The organism is Bdellovibrio sp. HCB2-146, from assembly GCF_047345725.1.
Taxonomy (GTDB): domain Bacteria; phylum Bdellovibrionota; class Bdellovibrionia; order Bdellovibrionales; family Bdellovibrionaceae; genus Bdellovibrio.
Genome location: NZ_JBLEQP010000003.1, coordinates 115,301 through 129,912, shown reverse-complemented (window position 1 = coordinate 129,912; position 14,612 = coordinate 115,301). Strand labels below are relative to the sequence as shown.

Genomic DNA, 14,612 nt, shown 5'->3' with positions numbered 1-14,612 from the left:
GCGGCTATGCGCAATCATGCTTTTTTAGTGGGACTCGGAATCTTTTTAAGTCGTATCGCGGGACTTGTTCGCGAGCGCGTGTTTGCCCACTTCTTCGGTAACTCTGATGCCGGGGATGCCTTTAAAGCAGCTCTTAAAATTCCTAATTTCTTGCAAAATCTTTTAGGTGAAGGCGTGTTGTCGGCAAGCTTTATTCCTGTGTACGCCGAAATGCTCGCTAAAAAGCACGATGAAGAAGCGGCACGCGTGGCTTCTGTTATTGGCAGCCTGATGTTTTTGCTCACCTCTATTTTGGTGGTTTTGGGTGTGTGGGCGACGCCTGTCTTGATTGACGTGATTGCCCCCGGCTTTACGGGTGCCAAAAGAGATCTCACGGTTCAAATCGTACAAATTCTTTTCCCGGGGACTGGCTTTGCTGTTTTATCAGCGTGGTGTTTGGGAATTTTAAACTCGCATAAGAAATTTTTCCTTTCTTACGTGGCGCCGGTCATTTGGAACGTATCGATCATCATCGCATTGGTGGCGTGGGGCAGTAAGCAAACTCAATTTGATCTTGCGATCACAGCTTCTTGGGGCTTGGTTGTTGGAAGTTTGTTGCAGTTTTTAGTACAACTGCCTTCCGCTCTTCGTTTGGCGAAAAAAGTTCGTCCGTCATTGGCTGTTCGTGTTGCAGGCGTTCCGACAATCCTTAAAAACTTTGTGCCGGCTCTTTTCTCTCGCGGTGTTGTGCAAATCGTAGCCTATATCGACAACATGTTGGCGAGTCTTTTGCCGACAGGTGCGGTTTCGGCCCTTGCCTACGCGCAGACTTTGTATCTTTTGCCGATCAGTCTTTTTGGTATGAGTGTTTCAGCAGCGGAACTTCCGGCGATGTCACAGGCGACGGGGAGTGTGGAAGAAAGAAATGTTTATTTGCGTGAACGTTTGCAAAAGGGCCTTCAGCAAATTGCGTTTTTTATCGTGCCTTCCGTTTTGGCGTTTGTTTTTTTAGGAAACTTTATTGTGGGAGCACTTTTTCAAACGGGACATTTTGACGAATATAGCACGCAATATGTTTGGTATGTGCTAATGGGTTCTGCCGTGGGGCTTTTTGCTTCGACTCAAGGCCGATTGTATTCATCGACATTTTATTCGCTGAAAGATCCGCGCACGCCGCTAAAGTTTGCTATTGTGCGCGTTGTGCTTTCGACTTCTTTGGCTATTTTTATGGCGTTTTATTTGCCAGGAATTTTAGGCATCGAATCACGCTGGGGAGCTGTGGGTTTGACAGTCTCTGCTGGTGTTGCGGGTTGGTTTGAATACGCGCTGTTAAAGCTCGCCTTGAAAAAACGTATCGGCAAAACCGAATTGGGTCTGATGTTCCAAACAAAAATTTGGCTCGCCGGCTTAATCGCCGCCACAGTGGCATTCGCAGTAGGAAAATGGTTCGTACCATCGCATCTACACATCATCATCCGTGCCGTCGTTGTACTGGGAATCTACGGCATCGTTTATTTCACCTGCGGAATCCTCTTCAAAATCGAACAAGCGAGCACATTCCTTCAAAAAATTAAACGCCGTTTGGGGTAAAATCCCGCACTAATATCGAACACCCCAGCCGCCGAGGTCGACGTAGATGTTTCCGTCAGCGAGAGCAAATCGGAGGCGAGCTGTATCGTATCCCTCGTACCATGGGCGGAATTCTACGCGGGTCAGACAGGATTGGCCGGGATATAAATAGGCGGGGCAGTTCGACCAAGCTCGAAACGCGGAGCTGCCATGGAGGTAAACACCTTGGACATAGAGCGGACCATTCCCCGTATTTCGTAAATACAAATCGGCCCACTCACTCCAATTCACTCGCACTTGGCCAAAGTGATAAGAGTAATACTTGTTACCTTGGGATGATAACACATCGGAAGATATCTCAAGGTTCATGGGACTTTTTTTAGCAAAACTTGCGGAAGAGAAAATCAATAGAGCCCCTAAGAGCAGACTTGAAATGAGTTTCATAGATGACCTCCGTCGAATAATCTCAATTTTCCTAGAAGAACAAATTGGTCGCAAAGACTTTTCATAGTATGTTTATTTCATAATGAAAGACTCGGTTTGGTCTCCTTTCTCATATTCAGTTTATCGCTCTTTTTGGATTTGTGCATTCTTGTCAAATCTCGGAACTTGGATTCAAGATGTCGCGGCAAGCTGGGTGATGACACATCTTTCGCACTCGCCGTTGGTCATTTCATTGTTGTCGTTTAGCAGCAGTTTGCCGATTCTGTTTTTAAGTATTCCAGCAGGATATATTGCAGACCACGGGCATCGCCGAAAAATTCTTCTCTTTGCGCAATCCGGAATGTTTATCGCGGCTGCAGCGCTGGCTTATCTCGTTTGGTCGGAAAATATCACGCAGGCTTCTTTGATTGGCTTGTCACTCATCATGGGTATTGGGGTCGCTCTTACAAATCCGGCCTTTCAATCTGTATTAACTGATTTAGTGCCGAGTAAATCCCAGGCTCAGGCCGTGCTTGTTTACTACATGGGTATTAATATTTCTCGCGTCTTGGGTCCTGCCGTAGGTGGAGGACTTCTTAGCGGTTTTGGTCCAATGAGTGCGTTTCTTGTGAACAGCTTGTCGTTTCTAGGTTTGATTTTCTTTTTCTGGAAGTGGCCAGTGCCAAAAACTTTTGAAGAAGTCAAACCACCGAAAGAAATGTCGGTCTCTGAAGAGTTAGGAATTATTTTTTCGCTTCACAATTTAAAACTATGGGCAGAAATTTTCTGCGTCACTTTCTGTGCTTCTTCGTTGTGGGCTCTTTATCCCACGCGAGGGCGTTTAGAGTTGGGATTGAATTCGTGGCAATACGGCACTCTTTTGGGATGTTTCGGATTAGGTGCGTGTTTAAGTGCGGTACTGTCGAATAAAATCATGCAACCACAGAAAACCGATCGCTCGTTAGCTGGGGCCTATGTGGTGTACGCCTTGGGCGTATTTATCTTAGGACGAGCCCAGTACTATTTTGAAATTTGTATCGCTATGTTTTTAGCAGGAACTGGCTGGCTTGTTCTTGCAACTTTAATGAACATGAATTCTCGGCAACTCACAGGGAAATCGCATTTAAAAGCGACGATGCTTGGCGTTTTCTTGGCGGTTTTCTATGCAGGCATGGCGTTAGGATCTGTGACGTGGGGCGCGTTTGCTCGTTTGAGCTCTACTTCGTTGGCTTTGCTTTTTGCCGCTTGTGGTCTTGGGATTATTGGCTTCTCCAAAGGGTTGAAATCCTTTGGAAAGGTCACTTAGATCGGGTAGACTGCCGGGCATGAAAGATTACGTCACTTACCTGCGAGAAGTTCTCGGTGTTCAAACTGTTTTGATGTCGCCTTCTCACGAGGTCACACCCGCGCAATTTATTTCAGCACAAGGTCCGTTTGAGCCTGCCGAGCTTGTGCATGCGGAATTGGTTTTTCTGAATATTCTCACTCAACCTAAAGAAAGCCTCTTTAATCCAGATGTGCGTGAGCTTTTTGACAAAATGAAATCGGCGATGAAGCTTCAGAATATTCAAATGCTGGAGCTCGATTGTACGGTGGAAGATCGTTCGCAATTGCCATCTGAGCTTGCCCCTAAATGTGAAGGTAAAGTTGTCGTGGTCTTTAGTTCGTTCCCGAAAGACATTGGCGAATTGATTTTCAAAGGTCCTGGGAAATGGATTGAAACATACAGCCCCGCTTACTTGCTTGAAGATCCGGGTGCTAAAAAAGTTGTTTGGAATGATCTGCAAAAAGTAATGAAGGAGCTCAGCTTATGAAACACCTTCTTGTAATCGTCAGTGTCTTGTTGGTAGGACTTTCATTTGCGAAAGCCGATTGCACAATGGCCGTGACGGTGACAGGGGCGATTTCAGCTTCAACTCTTGATTATCTTGAACGTGCGGAAAAACGCGCTCTCGAAAAAGGTTGCAAGTCTTTGTATGTGCGCATGAACACGCCAGGTGGTCATTTGCAAAGCACGCGCTTGATTGTTGAGCGCATTCTGGCTTCTCCCATTCCTTATCTTTGTTTGATCACGCCAAGTGGCGGACATGCGGGCAGTGCAGGTGCGATTATTTTGCAAGCGTGCCACGTGAATGGTGGCGTGACCGCCACAAATATTGGCGCTGCAACTCCGATTTTGGGTACGGGCGAGCAGATTTCGGATGATCTTCGAAAGAAAATGATTAACGACACTGTGAGCTGGCTTGAAGGAGTCACCAAGCTTCGCGGAAGAAGCTTAGAATTTTCTCGCGACATTATCACAGAAGCCAAAGCATTGAGCAGTGAAGAATCTCACAAAATCAAGGCGCTTGATATTCTTGCAAGTAATGAGCAAGATTTTTTAACAAAAGCAAAAGGCCTTTCCGTTCTTCTGCAAGATAAAAAAGAACAAGGTCAAGTTGTTGTCGGCCCCCTTGTTGAGTTCGAGCCAGATCTTCGCCAAAAAGTTTTAAGTTTTATCGCCGATCCTGAATTTGCCTATTTGCTGTTCATGGGAAGCATCGCGCTTCTTTATGTGGAGATTACGCATCCAGGATTAATTGCTCCAGGTGTTATCGGTGGAATGGGTTTGGTCTTGTCTTTGGTGGCATTCCATAAATTGGATGTTGCATGGGGAGGACTGGCATTGATTATTTTGGGGATCGTGTTCCTCATTCTGGAAGTTTTCTTGCCAAGTTTTGGTGTTCTCGGTGTTGGTGGTTTAATTTCTGTATTTGTAGGCAGTTTATTTTTATTTGATCGTGAAACATCGGGGTATGTCTTGTCGTTGCCACTTATTATTTCAGTTGTTTCAGTGCTGGCGCTTTTTTTCTTTGGAATTGGTTACTTGGCGCTGAAAACGATACGGCATAAATCCGGTGATACCGACTCAGATTTGCTCAAATACGAAGGTCGCGTGATGAAAGTGAATGAGACGGGCCACGCTGGTCAAATTCAAATCATGGGCGAAGTTTGGCAATTTGTTTCGGAAGATTCTTTGAAGGAAGGTGACGCCGTGAACGTGACCGCTCGTCAGGGACTCACTTTGAATGTGAAAAAGGTTAAGTAAGGAGAAAAATATGGAATTCATGATAGCTGGTTTAGTCATCGGGGGCATTATCTTAAGCTCAATGGTGAAAATCCTGAATGATTGGGAACGTGGCGTGGTTTTGCGCTTAGGTAAAGCGATTGGCGTGCGCGGCCCTGGTTTGATCCTCCTCATTCCATTTATTGAGCGTATGGTGAAAATCGACACTCGTACCATCACGATGGATGTGCAACCACAAGACGTGATCACGAAAGACAACGTGAGCATGCAAGTAAATGCGGTTGTTTATTTCAAAGTGATTTCACCTCTTGAGGCGATCACAAAAATTGAAGACTACTACTTTGCAACAAGTCAGTTGGCGCAAACTACTTTACGTTCTGTGATGGGACAGTATCCGCTCGATGACGTGCTCGAGCATCGCGATAAAATCAATACCGCACTTCAGGCTATCCTTGATAAGCACACAGAAGCTTGGGGCGTGAAGGTCACAATGGTGGAAGTAAAACAAATCGACCTTCCTAAAGAAATGCAGCGTGCAATGGCGCGTGAAGCGGAAGCTGAGCGTGAGCGTCGTGCGAAAGTTATTTCTGCAGACGGTGAGTTGCAACGTGCGCAAAAGCTTGCTGAGGCGTCCCACACACTTTCAAGTTCGCCTTCAGCTATCCAGCTCGCTTACTTGCAAACACTCACGGAAATTTCTGGTGATAAGACCAATACGATCGTGTTCCCACTTCCTATCGAGTTGGTAAAACCGATCTTGGCGCTAACGGAGAAAAACTAGACTTCTATCTTGGGCCCAAGTTGGATTTAATAAAGAGGCAAGGCACGAAGCTTTGCCTTTTTTATTTTGCCAGGGACGGGTTTAAGCGTGAGAAGGATTTTTGCATCTGGGGTGTTTCTTTGCGTTCTCATCAGTTTTTTGCCAGAAGTTCAAGCTTCCCTTATTGAAGCCAATGACCAAGTTCGCGTTCGTTTGCAAACCCTTCCGGGTTCGATTCAAGTTTCAGGTTTAGGTCTTCGCTTTCAAACTCTGTCTTCGCCATTTCAGCCCGTGGCTATTCCGCAAACCATGGCGGCGGAAATCCGTCTGCTTCCTAAAGATAATCTTAAGCTCTGGGCACTTCGTTTAAACAATCAAGAGCGTGAACATCTGTTCCCGGAAAAGTTCTTAATGGTGCAGGGGACGAACTTACGAATCAACGGGCAGTCGCTACCAGAAAAAATTCTCCTCACTCAAACGGAATCCGGCAAAGTTGATGTGGTCGGCGTGATGTCGATTGAAGATTATATTGTGGGAGTACTGGCAAGTGAAATGCCGCTGGGCTGGCCCGTTGAAACATTGAAAGCTCAAGCAGTCGCCGCTCGCTCTTACGCGCTCGCGGTTATACAAGAAAGAAAAGATAAATACTATCACCTCGAAAGCACTGTTTTGGATCAAGTCTTCCGTCACGTGATGAGCGAAGATACGCAAGATCCGAAAATCAAAAAAGCCATGGTGGCTGTCGCTGCAACCAAAGGTGTTAAACTCTATGGTCCAAACAAGCGTGTCTTAAAAGCTTTTTACCACGCGGACTGCGGCGGGCAGACCATTTCAGCAAAAGAAGTATGGAAATATGGAGTCAACGCGGGAACAACAACCGATGCCTCTTGTCCAACCAGTCCTAGTGCGCAATGGAAATTAAGTTTGAATAGAGAAGAACTGGCTCGTCGTTTGGGCGTTCAAGCCATCCAAGATTTACAGCTGATTCAAGAGCAAGGTCATCGCGTCAAATCTGTGAAATTGGTTTTGCCAAACGGAAGCAGTCAGCTTTTGGCCGCCAATGAATTTCGTTCCAAATTGGGATTTCAGGATTTAAAGAGCACTCTTTTTGATATGCATAAAGGCGAGGCGAGTTTTCAATTCGAAGGACGGGGATTTGGACATGGCGTGGGACTCTGCCAATGGGGCAGTCGCTCATTAGGCCAAAAAGGATATAACTATAAGCAAATCCTTGCTCACTATTATCCTTTGGCCCAAGTCCGCTAGATATGTTTCAGTTTTAGAAACCCATGAATACTCGGGCAGCGAACATAAAGACGGCACCCAAGATAATCGCGTTTGTAGCAGATACGGTCATATACTTCCTCTAAGTGTTAAACTTAATATCGTTGATATAAATCCCGTTTCGGTAACTTGAGGAAAAATCTTAAATATTTCTTATTTCGCCGAACTTTTTGTCATCTCAATATTAGACAAAGTGACACTTTTGCGTCCCACCCTGTTACCTTAGACGACAAACATGCCGCTGTTTCAGCTTGAGAATGGGCACTTTTATTTCGTCATTTCCAAGAGTTACACAATCATTGCGCGATTGGCACGAGCATCGCAAAGAAGTCTTAGTGAGAGGTTCCAAGTAAATCGAACTTCTTAAAGAGAGGCTGATATGAAAACTCTAAATTCTAAACTGATGATTCTGCTAGCAGCATTTTCACTCATCGGAGTGGGATGCGGATCCAGCAATTCATTTGAGACTCTATCAGACTCCGGCACAGGAACAGTTCCAGATGGTGGAATCATTGTCGCTCCAGATAATGGTGGCAACACAGGTTCTGGTACTTACACAAATCAAGCTGCGTTCACTCCAGTATCATTTACTGAGTTCAGCAACTACGTAGCTGTGCATGCATTGAACAATCCGTCTAACTATAAAGTGACAGTGAATTTGACTCAAATCGAAGAGAAGCGTTACGCGGGTACAGTAAAAATCTCTTACACAGATGCAGGTCAAAACTATGAAGCTACTTTCAGTGCAGGCTCTGGCAGAAACGTAAAATACTACGATCTTAAAGACAGCGGTACTTTGGAAGCAAACTTCAACTACTGGTATGTGTCTGGCGGTAAATCTGTATTCAGCGGTTACTTCCAAGATGCTTACGGTTCAATCATCCTTATCGTCGACAATGCTGTGAACCAAGGTGACGGTCAAGGTGGTGGTTACGTGACAGGATCTATTTACTACAAAAACTTCGCACAATCTTATGCGACACAATCGCCATACAGAAAGTGCTGGTTTATCTACAACGGTCCTTATGATTGCCGAGCAGGTGCGGTGAGCAATAAGAGCTCGTTGGTACCAGGTGATGGTTACCGTAAATTGGGAACTTTCACAGGTCTATCTCTATCAGCTGCTTTCAAATAAAGCGGCTTTGAACAGCCTTGGTGACAGGATAAGTTTTTTTATTTTTGTTTTATGTAATTAACCTTAAGAGGAGAGAGAAAATGGAAGTCTTTAAAAACAAAACTTTCAGTTTTTCAAAAGAGATTTTCGTGCGCTTTGTGCTAGCTGCATCTATGGCTTTTGCGTTTGTTGCATGTGGTGACGACGGAGGAAGCAATGTTCCGGTTGGATACGGTGTTGGCGTTATGGGTGCCTGCGCAGGTTGCCAAGAAATCAATCAATACCCAATGCAAGTTGCAACATTCAGTGCTGCAAATACTCAAGGCACGGTTCAGTTGCAAAACATGCAAGTATTCGGGAACGGAATGAGATATATGTCTTCGGGGGCGACTCCCGCAAACAACCCAGGCAATATGTACTCAGGTCCGGTTGCAATCCGCGGTAACTTTGTAGCGAACGGTCCTTTGGTTGATCAAAGTGGTCGTTGCCAACTGCCTCCAGGCAACTATCAAATTTCAAGCAACTCGGTTGGTAGCATGTCGATGGGTATCTTGGAGCTTCCAGATTTGATTTTGACTCCGGGAAACATCCGCATCCAAATCGTGCAAGGGATCATGCACCAACAAGCAACGCGCTTGATGGGCATTATCAAGATCGTGCAAGTAAATGGTATGCCATGTGACCCACGTTTCTCTGACAATCTTTTCTAAAAACTGACAAAGAAATCAAAAACACCAAAGCCTTCGTAAGAAATTACGGAGGCTTTTTTTATTGCTTGCCCTTAGTCTAAAGTCTGGGTCTAATGGTTGTATGGAATTACCTCTTTGGATCGACTTCTTTGATGAACTGCAAAATGTACGAGGACGTTCCCAGAATACGGTGATGGCTTATCGCCGCGACCTGGAACTTTACATTGAATACAGCAAGACGGGTAAAACAATCCCGGGCTTCTACGAATTCATGAAAAAGCAAAAACTCTCAACGCGCTCACAAGCCCGCGTGGTGTCTTCGCTGCGCACTTACTTTAAGTTTTGCGAAACACGTGGAATGAAATGCCCCGAGCTTCGTGATCTTCGTCCTCCTAAGGTGAAAGTTGGACTTCCAAAGGTTTTAACGCCTCAAGAATTCCAGCAGCTTTTTGATGCAGCCGAAGGACAAGACGCGGTCAGAACGGCACGCAACCAACTGACGTTGTTGTTCCTATATGGTTTGGGCTGCCGGGTTTCTGAATTGATTTCTTTAAATATCGTTGATTTCAACGCGACAGATCGTTGGATTAAAGTATTAGGTAAAGGAAGCAAGGAACGTCTTGTACCTTTGACTGAGAAACTAGCCGAAGCATTGACGACTTATTTGAAAGAGCATCGTCCGGTTTTGGTGAAAGAAAACTCTCCTTCGATTTTGATCAATGATCGTGGTCACCGTCCATCTCGCGTGGATGTTTGGAGATGGCTGGCAGCTTGGTCGGCACGCGCAGGTTTCTCAGAGCCTGTGAATCCGCATCGCTTCCGTCATGGCTGTGCGACAGCTTTGCTTGAAAGTGGGGCAGACCTGCGTTCAATTCAAATGCTACTTGGACACGCGAGCATTCAAACGACTCAGATCTACACCAACGTATCTACCAATACGATGACTCGTACGATTGAAGAACATCATCCTCTTTCCCAATTGCAAGAGGTTGAGAAGTAAACTTAAAGTCCGACTTTCGGTCTTTAAAAGTCTCCCGTCGCGATTAACGTAATGATCACGACGGGATTTTTTTTGCTCCTGCGTGTGGGGCATGAAAATACAATCCTTGATCCGCGATCATCATAATCTCGTTCCCGTTGAAGTGGAATTAAGCTTCGTTCCGGGACTTCCACAAATTCAATTTCTTGGACTCCCAGATCAGGGGATCAAAGAAAGTATTCACAGAATTAAAAGTGCACTTCGAGCTCAAGGGTTTGAATTTCCGAAAGCACAGCAAATCTTGGTCAATCTTCGACCTTCTCACTTAAAGAAAAGCTCTCGTGGTTTGGAACTGGCCGTGGCTTTAGGGATTTTATGGGAGACGCAACAAATCCCGGTGCCTGAGAGTGCAGATCCATTGCTCGTTTATGGGGAGCTTTCTTTAGGTGGGGAAGTTTATGAACCTGAAGACTTACTTGAAGAGTTTGATCCAAGTGCTTCAGTAACGGTCTGGACTGGGGCTGGTTTTGGTGGGAAGGCTCCTTTTCATCGCGCCGTTATCAGAACTTTGCAAGATACTCGTGAACCCCATATTTTGCCGGCATCTGATCGAGAAATCCCAATTGAACGACCTACTTACGGTTTGGATTTAAACTTTCCTTTGAGGCAGGCAAAACTTTTAGAGGTCGTTGCTTTGGGGGAGCATTCGGTTTTATTGGCCGGACCCGCGGGTTCTGGGAAAAGTACGATAGCAAAAACTCTGACAACTTTGCTGAGTTCGCCCAGCCAAGATGACATGAAACAAATTCGAAATATGAACAAAGGTGCTGGTGAAAAGGAACTTCGCTGGCGCCCTTTGGTGCAGCCCCATCATTCAACGACACCCCTCGGTCTGATTGGTGGGGGTGTGCCCCCTTTTAAAGGTGAAATCACTAGGGCACACAAAGGAGTTCTAGTATTGGATGAACTTTTAGAATTCCAACCACGTGCTCAAGAGGCTCTGCGCGAGCCGATGGAAGAGTTCAAAATCCGCATTCGTCGCGGGAGATACTTTGATGAGTACCCGGCTGAAACTTTAGCGGTGGCGACCACGAACTTGTGTCCATGTGGGGATTGGGTTCCGGGTGTAAAGGTGATCTGTGGGCGTTCACTTAAAAGATGCGGCTCCTATGGCGAGCGTTTGTCAGGACCTTTGGTCGATCGTTTTCAGATTTCATTCTTTACTCAAAAACGGGAAAGCACAGGCGGAACTGTTTCGGGTCAGGAAATTTTGCGCAAACTCGAGGGGGCTCGAGTGTTCCGTGAAGAGCGTGCTTTGTCCGATGATCGCTACAAAAAACCGACGGCTCGTTGGACCTTGGAAGAATTGGTTCGCGACGTTCCGAGTTTTTATATGAATGAACTGTTCCCGAAAGAACTGCCCTCTCGCCGTCGCGATCTCGCAACGCTCCGAGTCGCAAGGACATTGGCTGACTTAGATCAGAGTGTGACTCTTGAAATGGCTCATGTGGAGGAGGCTTTGAAGTGGACTTACCTCCCATTTGAGTCCCTAAAACGACTTGGTGGATAACAGGGATAGTGATTGACGTTAAGGACCAAAAGTACTAGTTTGGTTCTTCCTCGATCGATGGGGTGATGTGGCCGAGGGGCTAGGCTCAGCTCTGCAAAAGCTGCTACAGCGGTTCGAGTCCGCTCGTCACCTCCAATTTTTTCCCTTTTAAAATTTAAGTACGCAATTGTCTTCACCTTGAAGGTGCTTCCGTTTTTTATCGCGAACTGCTTCAATAGTTTCAATGAACAAAGAAGAAGGTTCTATTGATCATTGGTGGCGATCGAAGGTGAGACTGTCAGTTCTCTGGCTTTTTCTTGCGGTCTTGCTAGGTGGCGCATCTGCTTTTGTTCTTTTTGCGATGGCTTTTAATAGTGCTGCTTGGACGCCTCTCGTTCTGCAAGCAATCCTTCTTGCGGTTTGTTCTGCTATTGTTGGTCTTAAAGTTAAATTCTGGCGTTCTGTTCTTTATTGTTTTTATCTACCACATCTTTTGTTTTTTGCCCTTCTAGTAAAAGGAAGTCTTGAACGCGGGGAGTGGGGATCAAACATTCTTCTCATTTCACTTGTGACCGCTGCGATTTGGCTGCCAGCAATTTTCCTTATTCGAAAGCAAAAAGCTTAGTCCCCCGAATGACGAAGATCTCAAGGGTTGTAGCTGTTTAGTTGGCGAATACCTTTTTGCAAAAACAAGTTATTTATATGGCTATTATATAGTTCAAATTGACGGAGTGTATAGAGTGTTACGGCTAAGTCCTGATGGAGGCATGTTGGCCTCTGGAATTACTGTTGAAGACGATAAGTATAAACTCACACTTCGTTGTGATCAATTCACTAAAGAGTTTAAAGGATGTGAGAGTGAAGAGGGATGCACGGAATCGTGGGAGGTTTGCGATATCGATGTGAGCACAAAAGATGGAAAACGAAAAAAACGATATGAGAAATTAGAGGTAAGTTGCGGGTGTTAGTTAGGTGAAGGCGAAGGCTCGATAACCGCGGTTTTACCTGGGATAATATTAAGTGAATCGAGTCTGAAATCAATGCGAACACCAGCAATCAGTAGATCATCCCAATTAGTTAACGACTTTCCAGCTGCCACCTTTAGAGCTACAACGGATATATTTTTCGGTTGGTTGTGCGACCAAATGTATCTTTGGTTGTAGATAACAATTTTGAGCTTTTGAATGCAAAGATCTTTCAAACTCTCCGCAGCATTCCGTGTCTGTAGACTCAATCTTTTGAGTAACAAGCGTACCGATCTTAGTTTTGCACTTTGAGCCAGAGTCATAAATGCTATAAAACCAAGATGCTGTCTTGTTCTCTTCGGGAGCTTTTCCTTTGGTTATTTGAACTAGTTCCCAAGTTAAAATACATCCTTTTTGCTCAACAAACAGAGGCTGCTCAGACAAGGGGAGGCCTTTTTCATTAAACAAACATTGCGTCTGAACTTTCTCGATCTCTGTTAGTTTAAATTTGCCGGTAAAAGACTCCACTGAGCGCCTCTCGCATTCAGCGGAGGCGTCCATGCTTAAATTTATTAAAAAAAACGTAAATAGGATGTTACGATGAATCATTTATTTCCTTTGGGAGTTAGATTCCTGATTTTCTCGCTGTGAAGCTTTGAAGGACTGAATAATATTCGCTCGACAACTACTTTTTTAAATCTTTGCACTTAAAGCTTGAGATTATGGATTTAAAGTCCTCAGGCCACTCGAATGTTTTTGAATTTACGAATTCGATCGAAGGTTTTCCTGCAGGTAAAACGGCGCCAATACGGAATGGCTTTTTGTCGCAAAATAGGAAAATCTGAAAGCGGTATTGAGGTTCCACCTTTTTTTCTGAACCAATAGTGCTGTTGAGAAGACCACCAAAATAAACAGCATCAATTCCATTTATTTTTATCTTTTGCTCGAATAACGGCACATCAGTTTGATAGACTTCATTTAGAGATGCCCAACCTTGAAAGCTGTAATCTTCAATTCCTAAAAAATTAACGTCACTGTCTTTGATGTAACTTAAACACGCTTTGGTTCTCTCTAAAACTATAGCTGTGGAGAGTTTTGGATCGTCTTCTTCGCCACCATCGGCTTTAATTTGAATACAGTTGTGGTGAAGTAGCGAGTAATATTTGTTTTCGAATAGCCGGAAACTAGTGGATCCGGTGCGGTTCCAAATCAATTCTGTTTTTGAAGATATTTTGCCAGCTTTTTTTCCGAGCTCGTCAGCAGTGAATACATTAGCAGCCTTGGCTGCTGCAAAAAAACCAAAGAGAAGAATGAATATTCCTAGTCGGGAAGTTGTTAAAATCACCTTATCTGCCTTTAATTTATGTTTTTTCCAATTTTACAGCTTTTGGGCTGAAAAGTCATCTGTCTGCAGGCCAAGTCACTTATTATTTCAGCATCCCTCGATATCCAGATTGATATTTCCTCGCAGTCCGACAAGTCAATTCAAACTAATGTATAAACAAGATATTGATTGCACATTAGAACGAAGGGCTTATTATTATATAAGCGGAGCATGAATATGAAACACCCAAGATGGCCGTTGGGAACATGGAGAAGAAGAGTTGCTTGCGAAAAGTGTTAGGATTAGAAAAAGAGAGATTAATATGAAAATAATTGTACTTATTTTCATCGCGATAAACGCAGTCAGTGTGACAGTCAGTGCAAAATCTGAAATTGGTCTCAATGCAAAAGAAAAGTCAGAGACAGTCGTAGCTAAGGTATCAAAAACGGTTCGTGAATCTAATAACGAAAAGCCAGTTCAGCTTGAAGTTGTTGATGTAAATAACCACAAAAATAAAGGCGATATCGTCGGTTGTAGCTGTCAGGTTGGAGATTTGATCTTTGCTAAAACGAGTTATCCGAATGGTTTCTATATCGTTCAAATCGAAGGGAAACTAAGGGTATTGCAAACCGTTGAAAAATACCAACGGCAAGCAATCGGTGCGAACAAAGCAAAGTTTAAGATAACAGTTGGCGATGATAGATATAAGTTAGTGTTGATGTGTGATGAGTTCACAAAAGAGGTCAAAGGTTGTGATAGCCAGGAAGGTTGTATTTCGATCTGGCAGAAATGTGATGTTGATGTGAGCACAAAAGATGGGACGCGGCAAAATAGATATGAAAAGCTTGAAGGGAGCTGTGGGTGTTAGTTTTCACACTGAAAAGAAGGTGGCTCCAAATTTTTCCAGCGA

15 protein-coding genes and 1 tRNA gene are annotated in these 14,612 nt (G+C 44.5%); 13 read left to right on the top strand and 3 right to left on the bottom strand.

Annotation, left to right across the window (positions count from 1 at the left end; all coding sequences use genetic code 11):
• Window positions 1-6 precede the first annotated feature (6 nt).
• Window positions 7-1,569: a murein biosynthesis integral membrane protein MurJ gene (gene murJ, locus ACLWOR_RS18470; RefSeq protein ID WP_413942325.1), complete on the top strand. Its 1,563-nt coding sequence runs from the start codon at window positions 7-9 to the stop codon at window positions 1,567-1,569.
• Between the two features lie 9 nt (window positions 1,570-1,578).
• Here murJ and ACLWOR_RS18465 read toward each other — a convergent pair whose 3' ends face one another.
• Window positions 1,579-1,992 (bottom strand): hypothetical protein, encoded by a 414-nt coding sequence (locus ACLWOR_RS18465; protein ID WP_413942323.1) that lies wholly within the window; start codon window positions 1,990-1,992, stop codon window positions 1,579-1,581.
• 82 nt (window positions 1,993-2,074) lie between these two features.
• Between ACLWOR_RS18465 and ACLWOR_RS18460 the strand changes: the two genes are divergently transcribed.
• The 11 genes from ACLWOR_RS18460 (at window position 2,075) to ACLWOR_RS18410 (ending at window position 12,038) form a co-directional block, all read left to right on the top strand.
• Window positions 2,075-3,277 (top strand): MFS transporter, encoded by a 1,203-nt coding sequence (locus tag ACLWOR_RS18460; RefSeq protein ID WP_413942322.1) that lies wholly within the window; start codon window positions 2,075-2,077, stop codon window positions 3,275-3,277.
• A gap of 19 nt (window positions 3,278-3,296) precedes the next feature.
• Window positions 3,297-3,785, top strand: coding sequence for a hypothetical protein (locus tag ACLWOR_RS18455; RefSeq protein ID WP_413942320.1), 489 nt, complete (start codon window positions 3,297-3,299; stop codon window positions 3,783-3,785).
• Entirely contained in the window at window positions 3,782-5,059 is a 1,278-nt protein-coding gene (locus ACLWOR_RS18450) for an NfeD family protein (RefSeq protein WP_413942319.1), read from the top strand. The genes ACLWOR_RS18455 and ACLWOR_RS18450 overlap by 4 nt, the downstream gene beginning before the upstream one ends.
• A 10-nt stretch (window positions 5,060-5,069) precedes the next feature.
• On the top strand, window positions 5,070-5,819 hold the full coding sequence (locus tag ACLWOR_RS18445) for a slipin family protein (RefSeq protein WP_413942317.1): 750 nt from the start codon (window positions 5,070-5,072) through the stop codon (window positions 5,817-5,819).
• Window positions 5,820-5,906: 87 nt separating this feature from the next.
• A complete protein-coding gene (locus ACLWOR_RS18440; RefSeq protein ID WP_413942316.1) occupies window positions 5,907-7,064 on the top strand; it encodes a SpoIID/LytB domain-containing protein in 1,158 nt (385 codons plus the stop codon).
• A 397-nt stretch (window positions 7,065-7,461) separates the two neighbouring features.
• The gene (locus ACLWOR_RS18435) at window positions 7,462-8,217 is read left to right on the top strand and encodes a hypothetical protein (protein ID WP_413942315.1); all 756 of its coding nucleotides are present in this window, start codon (window positions 7,462-7,464) and stop codon (window positions 8,215-8,217) included.
• Between the two features lie 80 nt (window positions 8,218-8,297).
• Window positions 8,298-8,906, top strand: a complete 609-nt coding sequence (locus ACLWOR_RS18430; protein ID WP_413942314.1) for a hypothetical protein — start codon at window positions 8,298-8,300, stop codon at window positions 8,904-8,906.
• A gap of 100 nt (window positions 8,907-9,006) precedes the next feature.
• Window positions 9,007-9,885 carry a site-specific tyrosine recombinase gene (locus ACLWOR_RS18425; protein ID WP_413942313.1) on the top strand — a complete coding sequence of 293 codons (879 nt, stop codon included), beginning with the start codon at window positions 9,007-9,009 and terminating at the stop codon, window positions 9,883-9,885.
• 91 nt (window positions 9,886-9,976) lie between these two features.
• Window positions 9,977-11,434 carry an ATP-binding protein gene (locus ACLWOR_RS18420; protein ID WP_413942312.1) on the top strand — a complete coding sequence of 486 codons (1,458 nt, stop codon included), beginning with the start codon at window positions 9,977-9,979 and terminating at the stop codon, window positions 11,432-11,434.
• Window positions 11,435-11,495: 61 nt separating this feature from the next.
• Window positions 11,496-11,569 (top strand) — tRNA-Cys (locus ACLWOR_RS18415).
• Between the two features lie 88 nt (window positions 11,570-11,657).
• Window positions 11,658-12,038, top strand: a complete 381-nt coding sequence (locus ACLWOR_RS18410; protein WP_413942311.1) for a hypothetical protein — start codon at window positions 11,658-11,660, stop codon at window positions 12,036-12,038.
• 448 nt (window positions 12,039-12,486) lie between these two features.
• Here the strand turns inward: ACLWOR_RS18410 and ACLWOR_RS18405 are convergent, their stop codons facing one another.
• Both ACLWOR_RS18405 and ACLWOR_RS18400 read right to left on the bottom strand, forming a co-directional pair.
• Window positions 12,487-12,906 carry a hypothetical protein gene (locus tag ACLWOR_RS18405; protein WP_413942310.1) on the bottom strand — a complete coding sequence of 140 codons (420 nt, stop codon included), beginning with the start codon at window positions 12,904-12,906 and terminating at the stop codon, window positions 12,487-12,489.
• Between the two features lie 157 nt (window positions 12,907-13,063).
• On the bottom strand, window positions 13,064-13,723 hold the full coding sequence (locus ACLWOR_RS18400; RefSeq protein ID WP_413942308.1) for a hypothetical protein: 660 nt from the start codon (window positions 13,721-13,723) through the stop codon (window positions 13,064-13,066).
• A gap of 301 nt (window positions 13,724-14,024) precedes the next feature.
• Here ACLWOR_RS18400 and ACLWOR_RS18395 point away from each other — a divergent pair, with 301 nt between their 5' ends.
• On the top strand, window positions 14,025-14,570 hold the full coding sequence (locus tag ACLWOR_RS18395) for a hypothetical protein (RefSeq protein WP_413942307.1): 546 nt from the start codon (window positions 14,025-14,027) through the stop codon (window positions 14,568-14,570).
• The last annotated feature ends 42 nt before the right edge of the window (window positions 14,571-14,612 follow it).